The organism is Marinoscillum pacificum, assembly GCF_024714495.1.
In the GTDB taxonomy this organism is placed as follows: Bacteria; Bacteroidota; Bacteroidia; order Cytophagales; family Cyclobacteriaceae; genus Marinoscillum; species Marinoscillum pacificum.
Map to the genome: position 1 here is coordinate 1,322,552 of NZ_JAMZMJ010000001.1, position 24,627 is coordinate 1,347,178.

A 24,627-nucleotide genomic window follows, 5' to 3' on the forward strand; every position below is an offset into this window, starting at 1 on the left:
CACAGCGTGTTAGCTGATCAGCAATGGAAGAAAACGAGCATCCGATCACCGAAGACCACATCATCAGATACCTGAATGGTAGACTGAATGATGATGACGTGCGTCAAAAAGTGGAAGAATGGCTTTCTGCACCAGAAAACAGAAAGTCCGCTCAAGACACTTTCAAAGCCTGGGAACTCTCATTGCTAGCCTCCCCTACACAAAAAGATTCCCAAGAGGCATTTAAGCAACTCCAAAAGCATCTACCAATTGAGCAAAAATCAACTAAACAAATCTCGATATGGTGGTATGCAGCTGCCGCATCTGTCATTATAGTCTTAGGGTCCTTACTTTGGATCAACCGAACTGTATCAACACCTGAAACCATTCTCACCTCTATAGAATCTATAGAAGATGTGCTGGTTGCGCCAATAGAGGACGGTTCGCAGATCAGTATAGATCAGGGAAGTACGATTACTTACAATAAAGAAGAGATTATCAACGGCTCTCAACGAAAAGTTGCCCTGACAGGTCAGGCATTTTTTGAAGTAGACCATCAACCAGACAGACCTTTTATCGTTTCCACTTCTGATGCTGAAATTACCGTTTTAGGAACCAAATTCATGGTAAAGACCTATGATGATGCTCCCACCAAGGTTTTGGTAACAGAAGGAAAAGTCCGGGTCAACTACTTGAACACCCCCGAAGAGATTATCCTCACGGCTGAACAGGAAACAGACCTGGAGGTTGAAGAGAATACGAACGTCGTAAAACCTGCCGTTAAACCATCAGATGATAATCAACTCTACTGGAAGACAGGCGTTATGACTTTCCGAAATGCATCCCTGGCTCAAGTGCTAGAAACCCTTTCGAAAGAATTTGACACACCGATTACCACTTCCAATGAAGAAATTTTGGATTGTACGCTAACTGCCACGTTCAAAAAGCAATCTCTTGAGACCATTCTGGAAGTAATCAAAACAACCCACCAGTTAGAAAGCAGCGAAGAAAACGGCACTATTGTCATTTTAGGAAATGGGTGCAACTAGCAGGTTCATACTTCTATTGATAATTTTACTGACCTTTTGGCATACCAACGCCCAAACTCAGTCCAAGTCATTCGATTTTGATGATGAACCAATTGGCCATGTAGTACAAACCATTGTAGAAAGCTATGGACTTTATGTTTCCTATGATCCTAAAATCTTCAAAAACCAACCCAATATTTCAATTGAACTCAGTGATGTCACTTTAGAAGAAGCGTTGAACAGTGTCTTAGGAAACAATTTTAACTTCAAGAAAATCAATGAATATGTGATCATTAAGGTAACCGAAGAAGCGACCACACCACAGGTGCAACCAGAGAAACCTAAAGTCATTAGAGACACTGTTTATCTGGAGAAAACTTTACCTGTTTATGACACCATTATTCATGATATTGAGCGAGAAGTATTGATTTATGATACAATCATTACCAAAAAGCAGGTAATAATCTATGACACTGTATCCATAACTCCTGAAGTCAAACCACGTCGCTGGCAAATTAAAAGCCACCTGGCACCGCAGGTTTGGATTCGAGAAGACAAAACCTGGAAAGGTGTATCGCTTGGCCTATCCTACCAGTATGAGTGGAACAAGTTTCACCTGGAAGCTGGCATCTCCTATATTCATTCATATTGCAACACAAGCTTCACCAGTTCAGAAACTCGCACCGAACTTCAAGTGGACACGGTATCTACATTTTACGTTATTGAAAATGAAGAAAGGGTTCCTGTATACATTGTGGACTCCACATACCAAACCAATGAATACATTACACAAACGAGCAGAACAAATACCACCAACCAACTAGCGCTTTCTTTATTGATTGGTAAAAACTTTCGGTTGTCAGATCAGATAAAAGTTGGTATCCAGGCAGGGTTCAATGTCAGTTGGATTCTTGATGCAGACGAAATCATGCAGGGATCCAATTCTAGTGGAGAGCAAATAGTTTCCTATGACTATCGCTTGCCGTTGCAAAATATACAGGTAGAAATCCCATTTACATATTCGCTACCTGGTATATCTAATGGCTACTATTTAGCCCCATTTGGGCAAGTAGGACTTAATCCTGATTATCAGGATACCGAGCTTTATAGCAAACGTTTTATAGCTGGTTTGAAGTTTGGATTAATTTTTTAAAATTCAGTTAGGGGATATGGAAGGTCTTCGGGTTCTTGAGGCGAAAACTAGAAAAATCGCAACTATGAATAACAAACTTACTCCCTATCAAAACCTCAGCAGAGTCACTTTGGGCTTACTCCTTATGATGCTGCTCTCCACAGCACTAAACGCAAAGACAGTCGCAGCTGACTCTATTTGCAATGCCGAATATACCTACAGAATTGACTCAGTTGGTAATATTCCTGTTTACACTTTTAGTGCAACCTATCCCAACAATCAATACACCTATGAATGGAATATAGGTGGAAGCTTAATAAGAACAGGTTCTACTATTGAACACATTTTTAACGATGCAGGTGGTTGGGGTGTCACACTTACGGCTTTCAGTGCTACCGATACGTGTACCTCCTATCAAAATGTAGGAGCTATGCCTCCTCCTGAGGATGAGTGTTTTTTCAACACCTGGCAAATCAATGACAGCACCTATGCCGTAGAAACCTGGTTACCGATGTTTTGGGAAGACATGTCATCTACCATAGATTTTGGAGATGGGACCGTGGTAGCTCACGAGCCAGTTCATGGAGAACACATTACACACACTTATGACAGTGCCGGTACCTATACCATATGCCAAACGATGGGCGCTAATGATTGTAGCTATTGCAAGGAAATAGAATTCGAATTATCAACTATTCCGACGTGCAATGCAGATTTCACCTATACGATAGACTCTACAGGCAATATTCCAGTTTATACATTTAGTGCAATCAACCCAAACAATCAATATTCCTATGAATGGAAGTTTAATGAAGGCTTACCTCGAACTGGGGCATCAATTGAACATATTTTTGCAGATTGGGATGACTGGACTGGAGGCGAATTTGATGTTACACTCACTTCTTATAATCAAACTGACACCTGCAGTACGATTCAAACTATTAAGGCTGAGTTCCCTCCTTTCGATGTATGTTTTTTCAACACCTGGCAAATAGATGATAGCACGTATGCAATTGAAACCTCACTGCCAATGTATTGGGAAGATATGTCCTCATCGGTTGATTTTGGTGATGGAACTGTCATCGCATACGAACCCGAAATCGGTGAATATATCACCCATAGCTATAACAAACCAGGCACTTATACCATTTGCCAAACCATGGATACTGATGACTGTAGTTATTGCAAAGAGGTAAGCGTAGGGACTGCTTCTACTGAATGCCCCACTACTTTCAATTACGAACTTATCGATTCCCTTAATGGCGAATACGAGTATCATTTTTCTCCATTAGAGATCGACAGCACAGCTCGATATATCTGGACATTTGATCTGAATGAAGAAACAGAGGCATTTACCGCCAACTATACCTTTACTACACCTGGCACTCATGAGGTCAATCTCCAGATTTACACCGATAACTCATTCTGCGATTTATCAGAATACATTGATATAGAAGAGAATGTTGAGCCTATAAGCTGCCCAACTTCTTTCAACTATGAGATAGACTCACTAAATAGTTTGATCTATGCATTTTATCCTACTGAAATCGACAGTGCTGCAAGTTATACGTGGAAAATTGACAGTATCGACGTTTCTACCAATGCTTCGTTTACTTACCAATTCGAAGAAGCTGGGCAGTATGTTGTAAACCTCTCCATCAACAAAGGAGACTCTTTGTGCAATCTGGCTGAAGTGATAAATGTTGAAAGCTCAGAGGTGCCCATTACATGTCCTTCTTCTTTCAATTATCAGGTGGACTCACTCAACACTTTGGAATATTCATTCGGTGTAGAAGAATATGATACAGCAGCGACAAGCTACAGCTGGTTCATTAATGAGGAGCAAGTAGGCTATGAAGCGTATTTCAATTACACATTCCCTGAAGGTGGCTTGTATTCGGTAGACCTTTTGATTGCTTATGATGCTTCTGAGTGCTTGGTTAGTGATTCCATTTTGGTAGAAGCACCAATTGATAGCATCACCTGTACTACTTCCTTCAATTATCAGGTGGACTCGCTCAATACATTGGAATATTCATTTGGTGTGGACGAATATGATACAGCAGCGACAACTTACAGCTGGTTCATTAATGAGGAGCAAGTAGGCTATGAAGCTTATTTCAACTACACCTTCCCCGAAGGTGGCTTGTATTCGGTAGACCTTTTGATCGCTTATGATACTTTTGAGTGTCTGGTAAGTGATTCCATATTGGTAGAAGCACCAATTGACAGTATCATCTGCCCTACTTCTTTTAATTATCAGATGGACTCGCTCAATACATTGGAATATTCATTCGGTGTGGAAGAATATGATACAGCAGCGACAACTTACAGCTGGTTCATTAATGAGGAGCAAGTAGGCTTTGAAGCGTATTTCAACTACACATTCCCTGAAGGTGGCTTGTATTCGGTAGACCTTTTGATTGCTTATGATGCTTCTGAGTGTTTGGTTAGTGATTCCATATTGGTAGAAGCACCAATTGATAGCATCATCTGTCCTACTTCTTTCAATTATCATGTTGACTCGCTCAATACATTGAACTATTCATTTGGTGTGGAGGAATATGATACAGCAGCGACAACTTACAGCTGGTTCATTAATGAGGAGCAAGTAGGCTACGAAGCATATTTCAACTACACATTCCCTAAAAGTGGCTTGTATTCGGTAGATCTTTTTATTGCTTATGACGCTTCTGAGTGTTTGGTTAGCGATTCCATCCTGGTAGAAGCACCACTAGATAGCCTAGTTTGTCCTACTAGTTTCAATGCTGTTCTTGTAGACTCATTGAATACATTAAACTACCAGTTCAGTCCCTTAGAAATAGATAATTCAGCAAGCTATCTATGGGCGGTTGACGGAGCAATAAGTACTGAAGCAGTATATACCTACAACTTCCCATCTGCTGGAAACTATGACGTGACGCTTACAACCGTAAAAGAACAGGATACCTGTGAAGTCACACAAACCATCGCAGTAATGGCAGGAACACTTCACATCCAGGGAATGCTGTACGCAGACCTGGTTCCTGTAGTCGATGGATCGTTACTGCTTTACCAGGAAATTGATAATCGGTGGACCTATTCAAATCAGGTATCAACAACAAATGGTCACTTTATTTTTGAAAATCTGGCACCTGGCACTTACCTGCTTCATGGTATGGGTGACCGAACAATTCACGAGGCATTTATCCCAACCTATTTTGTGAATGGAGTTTCGTGGAAAGATGCCTTTGAAATAGAATTGACCGGCTCTGCCGAAGAACTAAAAATTACCCTGATCAAGGCTCAAGGTCTTACAAATGGCCATGGACGCATCCGTGCAACCATGAATACTCATGACTTTGATTCTCAAATAGTTCTTCTTAAAGATAGAAACTCCAATGAGACTGTAAAGTGGACCATATCAGAAGGAGATCAGTTTTCTTTCAGTCAATTACCACTTGGCGCCTACAGAATAACCATGGAAATGCCTTCTGAGTCTTTCTCCATGAATGTAGATGTTACGGATAATCAACCGGAAGTTAACCTCAATCTGGACATGTTTAATATCCTGTCTTCGGATGATGTAGCACAAAAAGAACTAATTGTTTATCCAACAGCCGTTGAAAACGAGGTTTTCATTCACAACCCATCACCATCAAGCAGTGAATTGACCATAAAAGTCATCTCCATGACTGGACAAAAAGTACTATCAAGATCAGTTAAGATAGCGTCAAATGGCACCTATCAGCTTTCTTTATCCAACTTAGATCGTGGAATGTACATCATCCTAACTGAGGATTCAGAGGGACATAAAAACAACTACAGAATTCAGAAATAACATTTCGAAATTAGGTTAGAGTGTAGCAGCCCTAGAGTTATTATATAATTCAGGGCTGCTTTTTCATTTAAAGCCATCGAGCTGTTTGTCGATTGATCTTCTGACACCAGGAGTAAGAGATTCCAGGTAATGATCCTGAGTAATATGCCGCAATTCCATTTTCAACTCAGGATATTTATTCACCACTTTCATCAGAAACTTGAATGCCATCATCCTAACAGATGGAATCATTTTAACCGACTCCCATATAGTCATACATCGATCAAACATCATTCCTTCTTGATCTTCATCCAGACTCATTTTACTAATCAGTTTGATCAGTTCCCGTTGATGACCACCGGTCTTACCTTTAATTGACATTATCAGTTCGCTGAGGTGTGGCTTTAGTCTTTCATCATCTTTAGAAGTGATATGAAAAAGCACCCAACAGGCTCGCCAGCACTGTGGAAGATGAGAAGTCTGAGCTATTCGAACCGCTTCTTCATATTCTTCAGGATGCTGATCTAAATACTCGATTAGAATATCCCTACTAAGGTTTTTGGACAACAATTCCTCTGTTCTCTTCATCGGTAGATCGCTTATGGGATGAAGATACGCAGACCAAAATGATTGGAAAAGAGATTGAATACTAAAGGCTCCCTTTCACTCAAAACAATTCCAAAAATGATCTGTCACTGTCAAGTATCACACTTATGACAAACTGTACATAATATCCATTGATGTGACTCCTCCTTAAGATTCGCTTCTAGACAAACCTTTAGTCATAGAATAGCAGATTCGTCATGCACTCTTCACTCACTGATCCTTCTCAATTAAAGCATCCTCAAGAAATCATTCACATCCATACCCATAATAGTTGGTTAACAACCTAAGATGATATCCATCCACATGAAACTTGGTACAAGCATCAATTTCAAGAGCTCTCAATTATAATGAACTCTTGTATATTTTCTGAGAGGCGTTTAACAGCATAATTAAAGCTAGTTCTTCGGGTGTTTTTTTAAACAAAAAAGGCTTTCACAAACGTGAAAACCTTTTCTTAATTAAACCTAATTTTAACGTATTGTTCTTTTTAATCGAAGTGAATCTCAATGGAATGCTGCGAAATATTGCCATCCTCATCCTGAACTTTCACGATCAAGTATAAGTGCTCACCCTCTTCTAATTCATCCAGATCACTTTGACTTACGATGATGCTTTCGTTAGCTAGAAGATCCTGAAGCAAAACAGAAGTTTCACCCTCTACTTCTACTTCCAACTCGAAGATATGCTCATCATCTTGGCTAATTCTTCCACCATGATCGTGATCATGCTCAGCTCCTTCTTCCATATGGCCTACTAGGATTTCCACATGATCAAGTACCCCTACTTCATCTTCAATTTCTCCATAGAACTGTAATGCAACACCAACTTCTCCTTCATACTCCTCCACTTCATTTTCATTAGCATCTTCGAAGTGCACATGTGCCATTTCCTCATTGGTAATCCAGATTTCTACCTCTTGAGATGAACCATCAGCAAAAGTTGTAGAATTTCCAGAAGCATCAATTGCCTCCACTGTTAAGTGATATGGGCCAGCGGTAGCTTCTGCATCTATAGAAATGTCTTCATGCACATCATCAGATTTACCAGTCAACTCGAAACTCTGCTCATAGGTAAAAGGCGATACTGCTACTCTTCCATGAGAATGACCATCAAAATTGTTATGGATACTGATATTGAATGTTGCAAGCTCAATATCATCTTCGAAAAGCGCATCAAAATGAATGGTTCCACCAGCTGCGAATGCCTCTCCATATTCAGGCTCTTCTAATTCAATAGTTGGTGCAGTTACATCCACCACCTCATCATCTTCACATGACGATAAAAACACAACTGATAATAGTCCTATTCCTAATATTGATCTTTTCATTCCTATTCTTTGAATTATTAATGCAATCATATTGCAATAATAAATTACCCGCTACTTAATTGCAAAAGGTATATTCAAAGAAATCACAAAATTACGTCCCTGCTCAGGTAGATTAAGCAATCGATAACGGCTTAAATGATTGAAATAAGCCTCATTGAGAAGGTTTTGTGCTGAAAAATATAAATCTGGCTTAAATCGATTGAAATTAAATTCACACCCTACTGAAGCACCTAAAAGGTTATAACCAGGAGTATTTCGCTCATTTCTATCCACTCGATTCTGATCCATTACTTTCTTGTAATTAACTCCAATGTTGACTCCTTCAATCCAACTAACTCGATTGATTGAAACTTCATAATCCAGCTCAGAATAGATTGAGGCTGGTGGAGTAAATGGAAGCGGCAACTTGGTGTCGAGATTGTAATTGTAAACATATTCATAGGCTAGCCTCAAGTGAATCTCTTCCAAAGGATGATACTCTGCTGCTAGCTCGCCTCCAGCATAAAACGCATCATTCTGTCGATATTGGAATACTTGTCCCCCTTCTGGAAAAGCATCTGGATCCAGACTAGATGAAAACTGTGCTGTTGGTGCTAAATAAATGAAATCATTAAACACGGAAACAAATGGACTTATCACCAAGCTTATATTACTCTTTTGATAACTCAAACTCAAGTCTGCTTGTAATCCACGCTCTGATGTCAAAGTGCTATCCCCTACCTCGTGCCTAAAAGTACCATGGTGTATGCCGTTCATGGAAAGTTCAGCAGCTGTTGGCACTTTAAAACTCGTTCCCAAATTCCATTTAGCATTAAACAATTTGTTGGGATAGAAACTAACACCTACTGCCCCTGAGAAATTGTAAAAATCTGCATTGATGTTGCCATTTCGTTGATAATAGCGCTCTATTGTGGTCTCATCACTATAGATAGGTTCACTGAAAGAGTTGATGTTTCGGTTAGCATAGTCAAACCGGAGACCAGCAGTAGTGGTTAGTTTATTTTTAAAACTCAGTTCCTCGAAAACAAATGCACCAATTGACGCACTGGTGTATTCTGGGAGTAGAAACTCAAATCCTCCACGACTGTTAAGCTGTTGCTGTCCCTGTAAACCAACTATTCTAGAATGCCGATCGGACAACTTGATGAAGTAGCGAGCATTGAGGCTGTAAGTTTGAAGTCTCAAAGCATGTGCTTGAGTTCCTTCAGGTCTTGGACCTTTGCCATGGGCGTGAGGATTTGATTGCTCCTGACGATAGTTGTTTTGATACCCCAGATCTAGCTCCAGCCAGTTTTTACCCAATAAAAGGTTGCTATTCGAAATCACTTTGAAGTGATTGATTTCCTGCATGGGCAAATCGATGTTACGACTATCACCATCTGGTGTCAACTGATATGATCGAGGTATACCGATAGCCCCAACAAAAAATCCAGCTTGCTGATGAAAGTTACTCACAGTCAAAGTAGTGTAGCCCCAGTTCTTTTTTAAGCCAACCATAGCGGTCACATTTCGCTCATTGCCAGCGGTGTTCTTTAGCTGGTTATCATATAGTGGAAGATTGAAGTTATTGTAAGTGAAACTAGAAGCTGGTACGCGATAGTCACCAAAATCCTGTGTGCTGAAACGAACACGGTAAACTTTATCATTAATATTCCCTTCCAGCGAAGAAGATGTACTTATGGACTGGTTATTCGTTTTGTAAATAGACTGTAACGATCCTCGGTGTGTTCCTGGGTCAGGTAAAGATGGCGGAAAAACATTGAGTACACCTCCTAGCCCGTCAGAACCATACATGAGTGAACTAGGGCCTTTTACTACTTCCACCCTACCAGGCTCAAACATATCAATCTCCAAACCATGATCGGTACCCCATTGCTGACCTTCCTGTTTCACTCCCTTATCATTAACAATTACTCTATTGAAGCTCATTCCTCTAATTACAGGTTTCGAAATACCTACACCCGTATTAATAGCATTTACTCCCGGCAAGTCTTCTAAGGAATTGACCAGAGTACCCTTGCGGTTTTTCTTGAGGTATTCCATATCGATGATCTCCATCGCCAGGGTATGCTCCTTAGGCCCAGTTTTGTAGTGATTGGACTCTACGACTATTTCACTCAGTTCTAGAGAAGTAGGCTCTAGGATAACGGTAATGGGGTCTCCGCCATTGGCATTAGCTGCTACCGTAATCGCTTCATAACCCACATAACTAATATGTAAGTGATAACTAGCTTTTCTTAGATTATCGAACCTGAATTGGCCATTCAAATCCGTGATCATCCCTTTTTCCAATTCATGAATGATCACTGTGGCTCCTATTAGTGGCTCCCCTGCAATATCTATTACCTGGCCAGACAGAGAACTTTGTGCAAATACGACTGAATTAGCTACCAGTAATAGCAGAACTAAATTTAAACGCATTCAATCAGTTATTACACAGTTTGCACAGACCATTAATGATTACGTCCATATCAGACATTTTGTAATCCTTTGGCAAACTAACTGAAGGAATGTTTATCGGCGTATCAATACACTCTGTAACACCACAACTGGTACATTTGAAGTGCATGTGATTGTGATGATGTGATTCTACTCCACAGCTATTACACAATCCATAAACGGCCGAACCGCTATCACCAGGAATTTTATGAAGCAAACCATTTTCTTCGAAGGAATGTAGAGTCCGGTACAACGTAACACGATCGTATTCTTGAAAACGGTCTTCCAGATCTCTGAAGGACAATGCTCGTTTCTGCTGCTGAAAGTGCTCGAGCACATCCATCCTACAATCGGTTACTCTTAATTTATGTTCTTTAAGGTTTTGTTTTAGTTCACTGTACTTCATATTGCAAATATAGGTTAAATGCAACTTTCTTGCGGTAAGATATTTTAGAAACAGTTACCATAGTCTTCTGGTTCTAAATTTTATTAAAAACCTTCATCTATTAGTTCTTTCCAGAAAATAATTCGCGTGCACCCAATTGATGATTCCAATTGGTTTTTGAATCCATGAACAGCATCTACCAGTGAGCACAGCTGATTAAGCCAGTGAATGGTTGTACACCATTTGGGAATGATGAGAACTACATTTGTTTGGAACAATCCTGATTAGATATGTCAATACAGTACTAGGGTATATTATGGATTTCCAACCTCATGCCCCAAGCTGCAATTTGTTAGACTCAGTTGTAAAGGAACGGGACATAATGATATTGCTCAAAAAGTCCAGGATCAGAAGAAATCCCATCTTGCTTGAGTTTCAGAATACACAATTCTGATTGTTAAGATGACCAATCACATCAAGTATTAGCATGCTTACATTTCTTTGATTGCCTGAAGATCATATCTACTCTATATTCTGCGACGAATCATTTTAGTATAATTCTATGAAATTAACCTATTTACAACTAGCGTTTGCTTTACTACTTATTGTAAGCACTGGCAGAGCACAAAGCATCCGGGAGCAACTGGAAGAAGTGGCCATTATCGATGAAAAAGTAATGATGCCAATGCGTGATGGAGTGCGTTTGGCTACTGACATATTCCGACCTAAAACCGATGAAAAAGTACCAATCATATTTTCACGAACGCCATACAATTTCAACGCATGGAGAGATGGAGAAGAGTCCACAAGAACATACAAACAAGCTCTGGATGCTGTAAAACGTGGTTACGCTTTTGTAGTTCAAAATGAACGAGGAAGGTATTTTTCAGAAGGAGAATGGGATATACTGGGAGTACCACTTACAGATGGCTATGATGCATTAACCTGGATGTCTGAGCAGAGCTGGAGCAATGGCAAAATCGGACTGATAGGATGCTCATCCACCGCAGAGTGGCAAATGGCTGTATCCTCAATGAACCATCCCGCACTGGCTGCTATGGTTCCCATGGGCTTTGGAGCGGGAATTGGTCGTGTAGGACAATTTATGGAGCAGGGCAACTGGTACCGAGGTGGTGTTTATCAAATGCTTTTTGGAGCCTGGCTTTACGGTGTAGAACATGACAAGTTCAAGCCCCGAATTCCTGCAGGAGCCACTCAAGAGGATTTGATCAGAATCTCTCGATATTATGACCTGGCACCAGAAAACCCAAAAGTGGAAGATATGCGTGAAGCCTTGTCTCATCTTCCTATTCAGGATTTTATTGTTGCCCTAAATGGAAAACAGGAAATATATGATAAAATGATTCGTCGCAAACCAAATGACCCAGCGTGGTTTGAAGGTGGTTTATACCACGACAATATGGAAATTTCAACTCCAAGCTTTTGGTTTACCTCCTGGTATGACGTGTCCATAAGTCCAAACCTTGCTCTATTCAATCATGTCCGTAATACTGCATCAAAAGAAATCGCTGACAATCAGTACCTGGTAATTGCACCTACGCTACACTGCGGGTATTGGAGAGCATCTGAAAACACCATAGTGGGTGAGCGAAGTGTTGGGGATGCACGCTTGAACTATGACTCACTGATTTACAATGGCTGGTTTGATCATTTCCTGAAGGGTGAGGAAAGTAACTTCATGGAAGGCTTGCCACGTGTACAGTACTTTACCATGGGCTCTAACAAATGGCAAACAGCCGACACATGGCCTCCAGCCAATGCAAAAATGACGCCTCTCTACTTAGAAAGTGAGGGTCGGGCAAACAGTTTATTTGGTAATGGAAAGCTCAAAACCTCTGTTGCAAAAACAGACAAGCCGGATCATTTTACTTATGACCCGATGAACCCGGTTTATTCTTATGGTGGTAATGTGTGCTGTACTGGCAACGCGATAAAAGCGGGTTCATTTGACCAGCGAGAGCAAGAGACACGTGAAGACATTTTGGTCTATACCACAGCACCTTTGGCCGAAGGAGTAGAAATCTCCGGATCTATTGAGATGTCGCTTTACGTTTCTTCAGATGTCAAAGACACCGACTTCACTGTAAAGCTAATTGACGTATATCCGGATGGTAGTGCTTATAACCTGGATGAAACGATTCAGCGAGCGCGATATAGAGAAGGATATGACAAAGAAGTGTTCATGGAAGAAGATAAAGTGTATCAAATTGATCTAACACCACTTTCCACCAGCAATTATTTCGAAAAAGGTCACAGCATTCGTATTGAAGTATCCAGTAGCAACTTTCCTCGTTTTGCCAGAAACCTCAATACAGGAGGAAATAATTATGACGAAACTGAAGGTATAGTTGCTCATAACACCATTCATCACTCAAGTGATTATCCATCAAAAATCACGATACCAGTCATAGGTAAACTTAAATTCGAGAAATAGAATTCATATAAAGCAGCTCATCCCACGGATGAGCTGTTTTCTTATTGTTACTTCTTAGTTTTCATTAAGATAAATCACCAACCCACTGACAAATATCAGGATGTTCAATTCAAACTTTTTTTGTTACCTGAAGAGTAACTCTGAATTCAGCTATCCTATCAATACTTCAATGAATCAACACAATTGATGATTTCAAAACTTTTAAAATCAATCAATTTTATTGTTCTGCCCTCCTTCTTAAACTGATTTTAATCAGTAATCCGCTCCTTAAAAGATTACTTCAAAGCATCTACTTTTGTCAGAGTATCATCGATTTTAAATCTGATTGATTTACGAGTAACAGCCCACAATCATTATGAGAAAAACAGAACAACTAAACCAGATCATTGAAAAAAGATTTAATTCATTTGATGACAAACAACTTACCAGTCGTTTGTCTGCTCAAATGCATATGGATTTGTTGATGGTTTTTCATGATGAAAAAGATTTCGAATTTGAAACATTTGCCAAATATGATCCTAAAAGTGTTTTAGATTACCTGGAGGCAACACACCGCTATTACTTATCTGAGGTTTTTCCAAAGATCAATTATGCCATTGAAAGCTTAGGGAATAGCCGAGAGAACTTGAGCGGACTAAAAATGGTACTGGAACATGTATTTGCTCACCTGGAGGAGGACCTGGTACATCATATGGCAGATGAAGAAAAAGGTCTGTTTCCATATGTGAAAAAGCTTCTCAACGAAAACTATTCCGACATCTATATTTATGAGTCTTACCTAGATCAGTTTATTCAAGACCATGATGACAATTGTGAGACTATTTTAGAGGAGTTAATCTCATTGCTGAATAATAAGATTCAGGAGTTCCCTAACTTCTTCTCATTGACTATTCTAAGGAATCAGCTGGAGTTCTTCAAACGTGACCTGACAGTACATTCTCTTATGGAAGAAAAAGTCCTGGTTCCAATGACTCGAAAATTGGAAAACAAACTAAAGAAATGAACATTTACTAATCATCGGAAGTATGCTTGCATGAGGATAACAAGTCAAGTTTCCTCATGACTAAGTATCTAAACATTCTCATACTAACTTCCTCCGAAAATCAACATTAGAGCATAAGGTGGATGTATTTCACAGGCTAAATTCAGACCTTTCTGGAGTACCAGCCCATATAAATAGTGTTTTGATAAAACCTTACCGGGCGTTCAAATCCTGCTTGCATGAATAGTTCTGTGAGGCGCTCCTCCGTTACATAGTGTAGCTCACCTTCTATCCGTTCTATTCGGCCTTGGATCTCTTCAGGTGGTATGTAGTTGCTCACCAGGTTTCTCAAAACTTCCAGGTTTCTTTTTATTTGCCAGGTGCTTCCTGTAATATCAAGCATTACAAAAGGTGCCGCAACTTCCATACGCTTAGCTATTTCAGCGAGTAAATACAGCTTACTACCGTCATCTTTCAAAAAGTGCAAAACCAATAGTAATGTCGCTGCTCCAAACTGCTCTGTCATGTGCAAATCCCTAACCTGACCACCCAACAATGTGACATTATCCATGTCTTCTAACTTTTCTCTAGCCTGACTCAGCATTTCCGGAGAAGGGTCTACACCGGTCACTTTCCATTGACTCAACTGATCCCCGAGAGCTAAAATTTCATTTCCCGTGCCACAGCCCGCAACTAGTAGATTCCTTTCACGAACCCCACTAAGCAACTTAGGTACAGAATCTATAAACTCTCTATAGTTTGGAATCCACGCATCCACAAACATCTCGTAGTTACTAGCACGGTCCCCCTCAAAAATCTCAACCATTTTTTCTGATTTTCACGAATTGTTCGGCTTGAATTATTAGCAAAGCCTGATTAAGCATACTCGAAAATTCCTCAAATTCCCGTCGCTTAAAGGACAGCTGAATATCTCTATGACAAGTATTTAACACTACGTGCTCCTCTTCATCGGGAAATAGCAAGCAATTCATATCAAAATCAATACGAAGTACCGATTTTGAAAAGGAGCAAAATTCTTTGAGTTCAAAGCCAATTAGTATGTTATGATAATACAATCCCACTCTGGAACAATGTGGACATTGGGCTATGTTGTAATTGTGGCTTTCTACTAAAATCTTTGGGCGGCAGTCACTCATAAATATCAGTTTTTTGGTTTTGATTAGTTTGAAGGAATGATTTAATCGCTCGATTAACCTCATATACGTTTTCCATATTGCATACATGTCCTGCATTCTTAATGATCACTTCCTCACTTAGTGGGTTGGTTTCTTTCATCTGCTTATAGATTGGAGAAAGCATTTCTGGATAGTCATTTTCACCTCTCATCAAAAGCGTTTGATGAGGATGGCTGTATTTACTTACCACATGTTTAGTATCATATGCAGACAGCCCAAGATTATCCCATGTAGCCCTACCAGTATTGATTAGTGCCAAAGTTGTATACTCCTGAATTCTTTGATTTTCACTAGTCATTTTACCAAACCTATCAGCCAAAACATTCCATGGAACCACCTTTGTGATCATGGTCATGAGATAGTTTCTGATCATCCACAGTGTGCTAGTTTCAGAGTGTTGGTTATAGCAACCAATTAGTACCAGTTTATGAACCCTTTCAGGATAGTAATAAGTCACTTCCTGGGCAAGTGAGGCCCCTAATGATTGTGCTACCAGATGCGTATTATTAATTTGCAATTCATCAAGAATAGCAATGACATCCTTCACCATATCCTGAAAATGAATTACTTCATTTGACAACATTCTGGATTTACCTTGCCCTCTTCCATCCAACAATATCAAGTTAAAATACTCGGACAATTCCTTAGCCTGTCCCATGAACATGCGATGATCCGCACCAGCACCATGTAAAAAAAGGATCCATTCATCATGGCCTTGATATAAGGTCCAGTAATTAAGTTCACATTGATTATAAATTTGCTGATGATATTGTAATGATAGGTCTTGATGTGCCTGCTCTTCGGAGTATTGTGGTGCTGTATATTCTGCAGAGTCGTAAGGTCCGAATATTGCGCTGAGTATAAGTATAACGAACACAGTAGATGATACTTTCCACCAAAGTGCGATGCGCTCCGTTCTCCATATTGCATAGAGACCAATAGGAAAACAAATTACTATAAGCAGGTTGCTTAGAATAACATAATCATACCACTTCTTTCTGTAAACTATATGAGCCATTGCATCTAACAGATCGTCGTTTTCTTGTTTATTAACCACTCCTGTTATAGAAAAGATGAAACCCCTTAATCGTGCATGCCATCACAACAGTAGGGGTTCCATGAAACACAAGTTGGTTTTACGCGCACATAATTTTCAAGTATTGTAGGCGCTCTTTTATTTAGAATCATTCTAAATAAAAACAAAGTAATCATGTATTCATTGGTAATGCAATCCCTATTGATAGTGAAAATGTGTACCTATAAATAGTTAACAACAAGGATTTTTGACCTTTTAATGGGGCTTCTTAATTAGAACTTCAACCGTTCTATGAAGTGGTGTTTATAAGACCTACCAATAGGAACTACGTCATTGACAAGGGAGATTTTATTGTTAGCAACTCGTTCTACGAAATTAAGGTTAACTATATAGGAACGATGTACTTGTACAAATTCCTGATTGAGTTTTTCAGTCCACACTTTGAGTGAATGCGATGTAAGAGACTTTCTTGTGGAAGCCTTTTAACCTGATGTAGTTTGTGAAATTAGACTATTACTAGAAGGCAATACGGTGCACCATCACAATTCTCAGTTGAACCAAAAGTCATGCTCTACTGATGAATTCACTAGTCCTAGTTATTGACTTAAACACATGTATACACTTTCTTTGCCCTTATTTAGAATTTTTCTAAATAAGAATAACAGACTGAGGAGGCGTGTTGTCTCATGGCACGTCTCCGCATTTTAAAAAAATCTTCAACTATGAATAGATCCAAACATTTTACATTCTGGTTTCTAACATTGATTCTGGGATTTCAAACTTTGTCAGCTCAGACTAAAAATATTTTCTACGAAAGAAGCTACTGGAAATCAAATCCTTCTTTGGAGGATATCAAATCCAAGATCAAAGAAGGCAACTCTCCTACTCAGTTGACTGAGTTTGGGTTTGACGCAACAGTTTATGCCATACTGGAAAAAGTACCGGTTTCCACAGTCGAGTTTCTTATCAATCAGGGTAATGATGTGAATAAAATCACTCATGATGCTAGAACTTACTTATTCTGGGCGGCATACGCCGGAGACGTAGAAACCATGAAATACCTCTACAAACAAGGTGCTAAAACAGACCTCTTGGATCAACATGGTTATTCAGTAATCATGTTTGCTGCAGCTACTGGTCAGGCTAATACGAAAGTCTATGACTACTGCATAGAACTAGGTGCCGACCTCAAGAAAGAAAAGACAAAAGATGGCAAGAATGCCTTGCTTGCGTATGCTGGCAGCATGAAGGACCTGAGTGGTATCGAGTACTTTGTGAAGAAAGGCCTGGATATCAACGTAAAAGATAAAGATGGTAATGGCGTATTTCACTATGCTGCCAAAACAGGAAATCAGGAAATCCTGGAGAAGTTGATCAAAAAATATAAAATCGATTACTCTAAAAATGCTCAAACAAACGAAAACGCCATTCTATTCGCAACACGTAGATTTAGCAGAACTGGTGAAGAAAATTCGCTTGCGTTTTACCAATACCTGGAAGGTTTAGGGTTAGATCCTGCCATTGTATCTACCTCTGGTAACACCGCCCTTATCAACCTTGCATATCAGGCAAAAGATACAGATGTAATCAACTACTTCATCAATAAAGGAGTGAATGTAAATCAAATAGATGAAGATGGAAATAACGCATTGATTCAAGCATCTTATGGCAATTCTCTGGAGTTAGTAAACCTCTACCTGAATAAGACTAAAGACATCAATCACAGCAACAAGGATGGAGAAACGGCCTTCAGTGCAGCCATCAAATACAATGATCTTGAAGTAGCTAAAGCACTAGCTAAAGCCGGAGCTGACACAAATGTTCCTGGTAAAGATCTTGGTTTTGAAATCATCACCTCCAGCAGAGGAAAAGTTAGGGGTTTCGAAGAGAAGTTTGCATACCTAAAAGAAGTAGGGTATAACCCAGTAGCTGCCAGATCCAATGGAGCAACATTACTACATGCAGCCGTCAAAAAACAAGATAAGGAGTTGATCGCCTATCTTATAGACCTGGGAGTAGATTTAAATGCGAAGGATACAGATGGTCAAACTGCACTTCATGCTGCTGCAATGCAATCAGAAAATGACGAATTATTGAAGCTATTAATATCTTCTGGTGCAGACAAATCGCTATTAACAGCATTTGACGAATCTGCTTACGACCTGGCAACACAAAACGAGCTGCTATCAAAAAATGGTGTTAACGTAGAATTTCTTAAGCTATAATGGGTATGAAAAAGTTATTAGTAATTGCACCACTTTTAGTGCTACTTGCCTTTGCTCCTACTACCAACACAGCGGATGAAGAAGTAAAGTACAAATGCCTGATTCAACTAAGCAACTACGGTGGCCTTGGAGCTTACGTCATTGTTTCACTTACACATCCGGAAACTGGCTATCACCAAACTCTATCGGTAAGTGGAGATGAACCAGAGTGGTACGACGACTTGCCTGAGTGGTTTGCATACCATGAAGAGTCAGGTGAAAGTATTGATGGAATATCTGGGGCATCTATTGTCAGTGGTGGCCGCAAAATAGTGCAATTCGGGATACCTCAAGACCTGATCAATAGTGGCTATCAACTTAGATTTGAGACAGCCGTAGAGGACAATCCGTATTACCCCACTGACGTGGAAGTAGCCCTAACTGATAGTCTGGCAGGAAAAAACCTGGAAGGCAATGGCTACATTAGATATGTGAAATTAATCGGACAATAGTCTAAAACTAAAACCATCATATGTGGAGACTGGTTCACTTATGGCTAGCCTTAGTCACTAGTGTATTTTTAATCATTGCGTCGTTTACAGGCATCATTTTGTCATTTGAACCAGTCTTTGAACATAACAAAGGGTATCACATTCCTGAGGGTGATGACTTGTCAATAGCCACACTCATTAGCAATTCCAAAACCAGATATTCTGAAATACTCAGTATCTCCAGAGATGAAAACGGGTTCATCGCTTTGGACGCACTAGATGCGAGCGAAGGCAAGTTTTACATGAACCCCCTTTCCGCTGAGAGCATTGGCACTCCGTTTACCACTCCTGAGTTTTTTGATTTCTGTCGTTCTCTACACCGATCTTTGTTTCTAGGTGCTACAGGACGATTTTTAATAGGTTCCACCTCCTTTTTTTTACTCATCATCGGCTTGACAGGTATTCTACTCACGAGTCGTAAGCAGGGCGGATTAAAGGCCTATTTTTCTAAAATCATTCCCAATGAGTTCAACAGAGATTACCATACACAAATTGGGCGATTTAGCATTTTCATCATTCTGGTCACAGCATCTACTGGCGCCTACTTGTTCTTTGAGCGCTTTGGAGTGATTCCAACTGCTAAGACTCAGCACCAGGTGAACTATGATTCACTTGCTTCCGAGCCAAAAATTCAGTTAGCTGATTTTGAGGTTTTTAATCATTATCAGGTATCTCAACTGCGGGAAATCCTGTTCCCATTCTCAGAGGATGTAGAAGAGTTTTATGAGTTGAAACTAGAAGATCGTGAGCTGCTAATCAATCAATTCACAGGAGAAGTAGTCAGTGAGATCATCTACCCTACCACTAAGCAACTATCTCAACTCAGTTTTATGCTTCATACAGGGGAAGGCACTACCTGGTGGGCATTGATACTCGGCATCAGCTCATTTGGCATGCTATTTCTGATTTATAGTGGGTTTGTCATTTATTTGCGAAGAGACCGAAGTAGCATCACCAATCCTTACCCAAAAGACCAGTGTTCACACATCATTTTGGTAGGTAGTGAATTAGGAAGTACTCGTCAATTTGCCATTCATTTACAGGAAGAGCTACTAAGAAATAGCTGCAAATGCTACCTAACGGACATGGACGATTACGAGCACTTTCAAAAACTGGAAAAGCTGATAGTGCTTACTTCTACTTATGGAGCAGGTGACCCGCCAGCAAATGCTCGCAACTTTATGAAGGCACTTGAAGACGAACCCCCTACCAATCCTTTTGAATATTCTGTGTTAGGGTTCGGATCCACGGACTATCCAGATTATTGCCTGTTTGCCCAGAAGGTAAATGATCATTTCTCTCAAATGCCTCACGCCAATGAGTTCTTACCATTCACCACTGTGAACAACCAATCACTGGACACTTTTAGAGAGTGGATAAATCATTTGAGCAATCGATCTGGTATGCACCTGTTAGCACCGCAAACCATGGAGGCGCCTAAAAGAGATAAACTAAAGCTGGTGGTAAATGAAAAGATTGATTCCTCGAATAAGAAAGAGGATGAAACCTTCTTATTGAAACTCAAAGTCAAGAGTGGCTCGTTGAAAAAATATCAATCAGGTGACTTACTGATCATCTATGCATCCGACGGAAAGGAACGCTACTACTCTACTTCTATTTTAGATAAAAACACCATTCTATTGAGCATTCGGGTGCATGATAAGGGCTTAGGATCGAATTACCTAAATCAACTGCAACAAGGAGAAACGCTAACCGTAGAAATGCAATCGAACGCTCACTTCCACTTGCCAGCTAAAAGCAAAAGTGTGGTCATGATTGCCAATGGAACAGGAATTGCACCCTTTTTTGGAATGATCAATCAAAATAAAAAGAAAAACCTCTCCTTATTCTGGGGAGGCTACAACCCTCTTTCGATGGAGATGTATCAATCCATAATTGATCAGAACAGGCAAGATCAAAGACTCCACTACTTTGAATCGGCTTATTCCAGAGTTAATGGCAAGCAATACGTCCAAGACAGTCTTAAGCTAAACAAAGAGCATATAACTCAAGCATTTAAAGAAAACGCATCTTTTATGATCTGTGGGTCATTAGCCATGAAAGAAGGTGTAATGAGTGCATTAGAGTCTATCTACATCGATCAGTACGGCCAATCACTAGATACCTATAGAGGTGAAATTCTAGAGGACTGTTATTAACAACTCAAAACCAGTTACACCATCACTAACTGTAGTGATCCCCCCTACAAGTACTATTATTTCATTTAGTAGCTTGTTATCACCTGTGAGCATTCCATCACAGCAACTAAATTTTACTCCTATCCAAGTCGTTAGTTCATCATTAATACCCTATACAGGCATTGTGCACAAAAGAGTTACACAGGAGTGGCACCTGTAGATGAAAACACTATTACTATATAGCAGGAGCTATCACCATTTCCTGCAATTACAAGCCTAATAACTATCTGAATGAAGCCTATACAGTCGTATCATTTCATACGAATCAAATATGTATATATTCTGGCTTTATACTCAACAACAATCTCCCAGGTCAATAAAATAGCATTTTTAATTATTCAGACAATGATTCTGAAATAGAAGCGGAAATTCTCACTGATTATAACAAAACAGATAAACCTCATTCTGTCGATCCTTCCATTCCGTACTCACCACCTGAAAAGCATTGCTCGTACGCCCAAGCAAGGTTTCGATGATCTCTGGAAGCTTCAATGAACTGAAAGGAAACAATGGAAAATTCATAAAACGCTTCTACTCTGAACAAATGCCAAACCTGTAAACACAAGTGCTCCAATAACCAGCGAGCCCAAAGTACTCCACCAATTGATCTCAGTGACTGTAGTCATATGCTCAGGTTTGAAGGATGCCCAATTAACAGCTTCTGCTCCGGCTTGATCAAATATTTGTGGATAAAAATAAAGTCGTGTACGCTCATGAAAATCACTCGTTTCCTGCAAGAAATGTATATGATTGATCAATCCAGTGCCTGCCAGTCTATTGAGCGCTAACTGTGCATGCATGGTAGGTACAAACCGACTCCACAACTCGCTTATATGCTCACGCTTCAGAATCTTATCACGCATAGCCACACTTTGCTCATGAGACTCCACATCACCAAGGTGTTGCATGGCGTAGTACCACAACCAGTTAAACCCATCCTCTGTCGGATATCCATACTTTTTATACTGTGGATAGGCCGTATAAAACGCCTCTAATGTCTCTTCCTTATTGGTGTCCCATTTTTCATGATAGCCATCTCGCTGCTGTATAGTGGCTGTCAGTGCCTCAGGTATTGGGTGATTGACGGTCAGGTAATTGTTTAGTGCTGCAGGCACCAAAATCATCAAAGTCAGCCAAATAGAAAGCAACGTTAGAGCATTGAAATTGGAATTGCGCTGTAACGAAATGATCCAAAAACTCAAGGCAAACCAGAAGACCATATAAAGGATAGCCACACTAAAGAAAGCCAAAAGAGGTTGTCCAACAGGAATATCTAATAAGCCTACGGCAAGGATAAACAATGTCAATACCACTGTAAACAACAACACAAACCGTACAGAGAGCTTTGCCAATAAAAACTTGATCTTCGAGCGCGTCATGACTCTAATCATCCGCCAGGTACCTGACTCCTCTTCTTCTGACAAAAGGTTGTAAGTAAAAGCAATAATCAATAGTGGCAATACATAGATCAAGATGAAGCTCAAGTCGAGATTACCATACAATAGCTTCACAGGATTGAGCAGATCCGTATCATACTTTTGTGCTTCCAGAGTCCTGATAGTCACACTCTGCACACTTGGATTGATATCTCGCTGACCGATGGATAACCCTGCCAATGGACTAGGGTCGTTAATCAGTGCAAACTCCAGATAATACAGTAACAACCCCAAATCATCACTGTGATACTCCACATTACGCGCGATGTGATCAGCTTGCTTTTCTACTACCTGGTGTGCTACCTCCTGCTGTTCTGTTAGAAATTGTTTCCCAATCAACAAACTAATGGTACCCAATACCAACAAGAGCGACAAACCGATTATACAGGTTTTGGTTCTTAAAAATTGTCTGAACATTAAACTATACATACTTAAATCGCTTTTGCTTTTTTAGACAAACTCAAAATCATCCAGATGGCCAGAACCATCCAGAACAATATGGAAACAAGGGAAAAAACCTCCGCACTAAGTACACTACCTAACGAGAGTTGCTCATGTTCAAAATCTGGGAAATTCCGCCATTCTTCACGACCTACTACATTCACTTTTCCCTCCGAGCTACTGACAGAAGCACCGATGTACTTCATCTGCAGCTCATTCATTTTCTGTGCCATGAGATAGCGGTATTCCTCTGCTTGATTTTGAAAATCGACATACGATTCAAAATCCGAACCAGACAAAGCCATGGACAAATTCTTCACAGCCAGATATGGATTGGCCAAAGCCAATACCCGACTAAACGAATTCTGCTTTCTATAGGTATCCATTAGTTGTTGCTGATGCTTGCTATAAACCTCCGCACTTAACCGCTCACCCTCTGCCATTACAAAACCGCCATAGTTAAATGGCAACTCCTCTACGGTATTTACATGATTAGCCTTGAGCACAGAGTCCTTCAATGCTGAGAAATGTGGATCGTCGGGATTGTGACTATCCCCATTTTTAATCACTTCCTCTTCTATTGCCGATTTGAACTCGAGCTTGGTGGGTGTTGGGTAGAGGTAAGATCCTACCGCCTGTGCAGTCCGAGGCAGTAAAACGATCATCAGTAACCACAAACCCAACAACTTCACCAAAGCATCTTTAGAGGATCTACTACTAACTGATATCGCTATGGTAATGAAACATAAAACGACAACAAAAAGCAGGTAAATAAACATGGTCAACATTAGTCTCATCCAAATTTCTGCGCTCACATGCTCTTCACTAACTAATAGAATAGCCGCTACGAGGAAAAATGGCAAACAAAATAGTAACGCACCTATCAGCAGACCAAATGACCTCCCAAATAGTATGTCTTTCCAACTGGCACCTTGTGTCAAAAGGATTCTCAACGTACCATTTTCCCGGTCAGCAACAACTGCGGAATAGCCCATAAAGAATATGATCAAAGGCAATATGGTCTGCAAGATCATGGCCATACTCAACTCGCCAAACCGCAACAATCCGGTAGAGAAACTAGCCTCAGAAAAATTGACCATATTTTGCTTGTGAGCTTCCAAAAACACAGCATTCCCAGTATAGCTCTCGATTCCAAAATCAAACATACTCAGTGGGTGTTTGAGCCTAAAGGCAAACGTCCCAAAGTGTGCCATGCGATGTGGATGCTTATCTGGGTTACCCTCCCAGCTGTCACGAGCCATTTCCTGATGATCTTCACGAAAATGGTTGTGATCATGATAGCTCACTCCGCTAATAGCTGCATAAATGAGTAATATGAGCATGATTCCCAATAATGGGTAAACAGCTCTTGACTTGAATAATCGAGCCAAGAACTGTCTGGAAATCAATAAAATAATTTCCTTACGCATGAG

General features: G+C 40.1%; 18 protein-coding genes and 1 pseudogene. 8 read left to right on the forward strand and 11 right to left on the reverse strand.

The annotated features are described in order from the left end of the window. Positions 1-23 precede the first annotated feature (23 nt). From NXS00_RS05710 to NXS00_RS05720, 3 genes are all read left to right on the forward strand, one after another. Entirely contained in the window at positions 24-1,028 is a 1,005-nt protein-coding gene (locus NXS00_RS05710; protein ID WP_258098157.1) for a FecR family protein, read from the forward strand. Between the two features lie 16 nt (positions 1,029-1,044). Further along, positions 1,045-2,160, forward strand: a complete 1,116-nt coding sequence (locus NXS00_RS05715) for an STN domain-containing protein (RefSeq protein WP_258098158.1) — start codon at positions 1,045-1,047, stop codon at positions 2,158-2,160. Positions 2,161-2,224: 64 nt separating this feature from the next. Then, positions 2,225-5,959: a T9SS type A sorting domain-containing protein gene (locus NXS00_RS05720; RefSeq protein ID WP_258098159.1), complete on the forward strand. Its 3,735-nt coding sequence runs from the start codon at positions 2,225-2,227 to the stop codon at positions 5,957-5,959. Positions 5,960-6,022: 63 nt separating this feature from the next. On the opposite strand, the gene NXS00_RS05725 is transcribed toward NXS00_RS05720, so the two are convergent. The 5 genes from NXS00_RS05725 to NXS00_RS05740 all read right to left on the reverse strand — a co-directional run bounded on the left by NXS00_RS05725 (position 6,023) and on the right by NXS00_RS05740 (position 10,716). Beyond that, positions 6,023-6,526 (reverse strand): HEAT-like fold family protein, encoded by a 504-nt coding sequence (locus tag NXS00_RS05725; RefSeq protein ID WP_258098160.1) that lies wholly within the window; start codon positions 6,524-6,526, stop codon positions 6,023-6,025. A gap of 264 nt (positions 6,527-6,790) precedes the next feature. Then, entirely contained in the window at positions 6,791-6,886 is a 96-nt protein-coding gene (locus tag NXS00_RS26920; protein ID WP_373418655.1) for a DUF1826 domain-containing protein, read from the reverse strand. Between the two features lie 145 nt (positions 6,887-7,031). After that, positions 7,032-7,871: a DUF4625 domain-containing protein gene (locus NXS00_RS05730; RefSeq protein ID WP_258098161.1), complete on the reverse strand. Its 840-nt coding sequence runs from the start codon at positions 7,869-7,871 to the stop codon at positions 7,032-7,034. Between the two features lie 51 nt (positions 7,872-7,922). Further along, positions 7,923-10,292, reverse strand: a complete 2,370-nt coding sequence (locus NXS00_RS05735) for a TonB-dependent receptor (protein WP_258098162.1) — start codon at positions 10,290-10,292, stop codon at positions 7,923-7,925. A 4-nt stretch (positions 10,293-10,296) separates the two neighbouring features. Further along, positions 10,297-10,716, reverse strand: a complete 420-nt coding sequence (locus NXS00_RS05740; RefSeq protein ID WP_258098163.1) for a Fur family transcriptional regulator — start codon at positions 10,714-10,716, stop codon at positions 10,297-10,299. Between the two features lie 541 nt (positions 10,717-11,257). Between NXS00_RS05740 and NXS00_RS05745 the strand changes: the two genes are divergently transcribed. Together NXS00_RS05745 and NXS00_RS05750 are read left to right on the forward strand one after the other, a co-directional pair. Further along, positions 11,258-13,150: a CocE/NonD family hydrolase gene (locus tag NXS00_RS05745; protein WP_258098164.1), complete on the forward strand. Its 1,893-nt coding sequence runs from the start codon at positions 11,258-11,260 to the stop codon at positions 13,148-13,150. 355 nt (positions 13,151-13,505) lie between these two features. Beyond that, positions 13,506-14,153 carry a hemerythrin domain-containing protein gene (locus NXS00_RS05750; RefSeq protein ID WP_258098165.1) on the forward strand — a complete coding sequence of 216 codons (648 nt, stop codon included), beginning with the start codon at positions 13,506-13,508 and terminating at the stop codon, positions 14,151-14,153. A gap of 142 nt (positions 14,154-14,295) precedes the next feature. Here the strand turns inward: NXS00_RS05750 and NXS00_RS05755 are convergent, their stop codons facing one another. The 4 genes and pseudogenes from NXS00_RS05755 to NXS00_RS26930 form a co-directional block, all read right to left on the reverse strand. Continuing rightward, on the reverse strand, positions 14,296-14,958 hold the full coding sequence (locus NXS00_RS05755) for a class I SAM-dependent methyltransferase (RefSeq protein ID WP_258098166.1): 663 nt from the start codon (positions 14,956-14,958) through the stop codon (positions 14,296-14,298). Beyond that, the gene (locus NXS00_RS26925) at positions 14,951-15,385 is read right to left on the reverse strand and encodes a DUF6686 family protein (protein ID WP_373418656.1); all 435 of its coding nucleotides are present in this window, start codon (positions 15,383-15,385) and stop codon (positions 14,951-14,953) included. The genes NXS00_RS05755 and NXS00_RS26925 overlap by 8 nt, the downstream gene beginning before the upstream one ends. Continuing rightward, on the reverse strand, positions 15,282-16,385 hold the full coding sequence (locus NXS00_RS05760) for an alpha/beta fold hydrolase (RefSeq protein WP_258098167.1): 1,104 nt from the start codon (positions 16,383-16,385) through the stop codon (positions 15,282-15,284). Before NXS00_RS05760 ends, NXS00_RS26925 begins: the two co-directional genes overlap by 104 nt. Positions 16,386-16,636: 251 nt before the next feature. Further along, positions 16,637-16,825 (reverse strand): annotated as a pseudogene (locus tag NXS00_RS26930) (LytTR family transcriptional regulator DNA-binding domain-containing protein); the annotation flags it as partial. A gap of 261 nt (positions 16,826-17,086) precedes the next feature. On the opposite strand from NXS00_RS26930, the gene NXS00_RS05765 reads away from it, so the two are divergent. The 3 genes from NXS00_RS05765 to NXS00_RS05775 are packed head-to-tail and all read left to right on the forward strand — an operon-like array spanning position 17,087 to position 21,278. Continuing rightward, on the forward strand, positions 17,087-18,589 hold the full coding sequence (locus tag NXS00_RS05765; RefSeq protein ID WP_258098168.1) for an ankyrin repeat domain-containing protein: 1,503 nt from the start codon (positions 17,087-17,089) through the stop codon (positions 18,587-18,589). Positions 18,590-18,594: 5 nt separating this feature from the next. Further along, positions 18,595-19,080: a DUF2271 domain-containing protein gene (locus NXS00_RS05770; protein WP_258098169.1), complete on the forward strand. Its 486-nt coding sequence runs from the start codon at positions 18,595-18,597 to the stop codon at positions 19,078-19,080. 20 nt (positions 19,081-19,100) lie between these two features. Next, complete coding sequence (locus tag NXS00_RS05775; protein WP_258098170.1) at positions 19,101-21,278, forward strand: PepSY domain-containing protein; 2,178 nt, start codon at positions 19,101-19,103, stop codon at positions 21,276-21,278. A 557-nt stretch (positions 21,279-21,835) separates the two neighbouring features. Here the strand turns inward: NXS00_RS05775 and NXS00_RS05780 are convergent. After that, on the reverse strand, positions 21,836-23,170 hold the full coding sequence (locus NXS00_RS05780) for a DUF3526 domain-containing protein (protein WP_258098171.1): 1,335 nt from the start codon (positions 23,168-23,170) through the stop codon (positions 21,836-21,838). Between the two features lie 14 nt (positions 23,171-23,184). After that, a complete protein-coding gene (locus tag NXS00_RS05785) occupies positions 23,185-24,624 on the reverse strand; it encodes an ABC transporter permease (protein WP_258098172.1) in 1,440 nt (479 codons plus the stop codon). Between the last annotated feature and the right edge of the window lie 3 nt (positions 24,625-24,627).

Excerpts from the sequence above, each read along its gene's own strand:
- NXS00_RS05765 (WP_258098168.1), top strand. The coding sequence starts at position 17,087 with ATGAATAGATCCAAACATTTTACATTCTGGTTTCTAACATTGATTCTG.
- NXS00_RS05740 (WP_258098163.1), bottom strand. The coding sequence starts at position 10,716 with ATGAAGTACAGTGAACTAAAACAAAACCTTAAAGAACATAAATTAAGA.
- NXS00_RS05775 (WP_258098170.1), top strand. The coding sequence starts at position 19,101 with ATGTGGAGACTGGTTCACTTATGGCTAGCCTTAGTCACTAGTGTATTT.
- NXS00_RS26925 (WP_373418656.1), bottom strand. The coding sequence starts at position 15,385 with ATGCAGGACATGTATGCAATATGGAAAACGTATATGAGGTTAATCGAG.
- NXS00_RS05720 (WP_258098159.1), top strand. The coding sequence starts at position 2,225 with ATGAATAACAAACTTACTCCCTATCAAAACCTCAGCAGAGTCACTTTG.
- NXS00_RS05725 (WP_258098160.1), bottom strand. The coding sequence starts at position 6,526 with ATGAAGAGAACAGAGGAATTGTTGTCCAAAAACCTTAGTAGGGATATT.
- NXS00_RS05730 (WP_258098161.1), bottom strand. The coding sequence starts at position 7,871 with ATGAAAAGATCAATATTAGGAATAGGACTATTATCAGTTGTGTTTTTA.
- NXS00_RS05750 (WP_258098165.1), top strand. The coding sequence starts at position 13,506 with ATGAGAAAAACAGAACAACTAAACCAGATCATTGAAAAAAGATTTAAT.
- NXS00_RS05770 (WP_258098169.1), top strand. The coding sequence starts at position 18,595 with ATGAAAAAGTTATTAGTAATTGCACCACTTTTAGTGCTACTTGCCTTT.
- NXS00_RS05785 (WP_258098172.1), bottom strand. The coding sequence starts at position 24,624 with ATGCGTAAGGAAATTATTTTATTGATTTCCAGACAGTTCTTGGCTCGA.
- NXS00_RS05780 (WP_258098171.1), bottom strand. The coding sequence starts at position 23,170 with ATGTTCAGACAATTTTTAAGAACCAAAACCTGTATAATCGGTTTGTCG.
- NXS00_RS05710 (WP_258098157.1), top strand. The coding sequence starts at position 24 with ATGGAAGAAAACGAGCATCCGATCACCGAAGACCACATCATCAGATAC.
- NXS00_RS05745 (WP_258098164.1), top strand. The coding sequence starts at position 11,258 with ATGAAATTAACCTATTTACAACTAGCGTTTGCTTTACTACTTATTGTA.
- NXS00_RS05735 (WP_258098162.1), bottom strand. The coding sequence starts at position 10,292 with ATGCGTTTAAATTTAGTTCTGCTATTACTGGTAGCTAATTCAGTCGTA.
- NXS00_RS05755 (WP_258098166.1), bottom strand. The coding sequence starts at position 14,958 with ATGGTTGAGATTTTTGAGGGGGACCGTGCTAGTAACTACGAGATGTTT.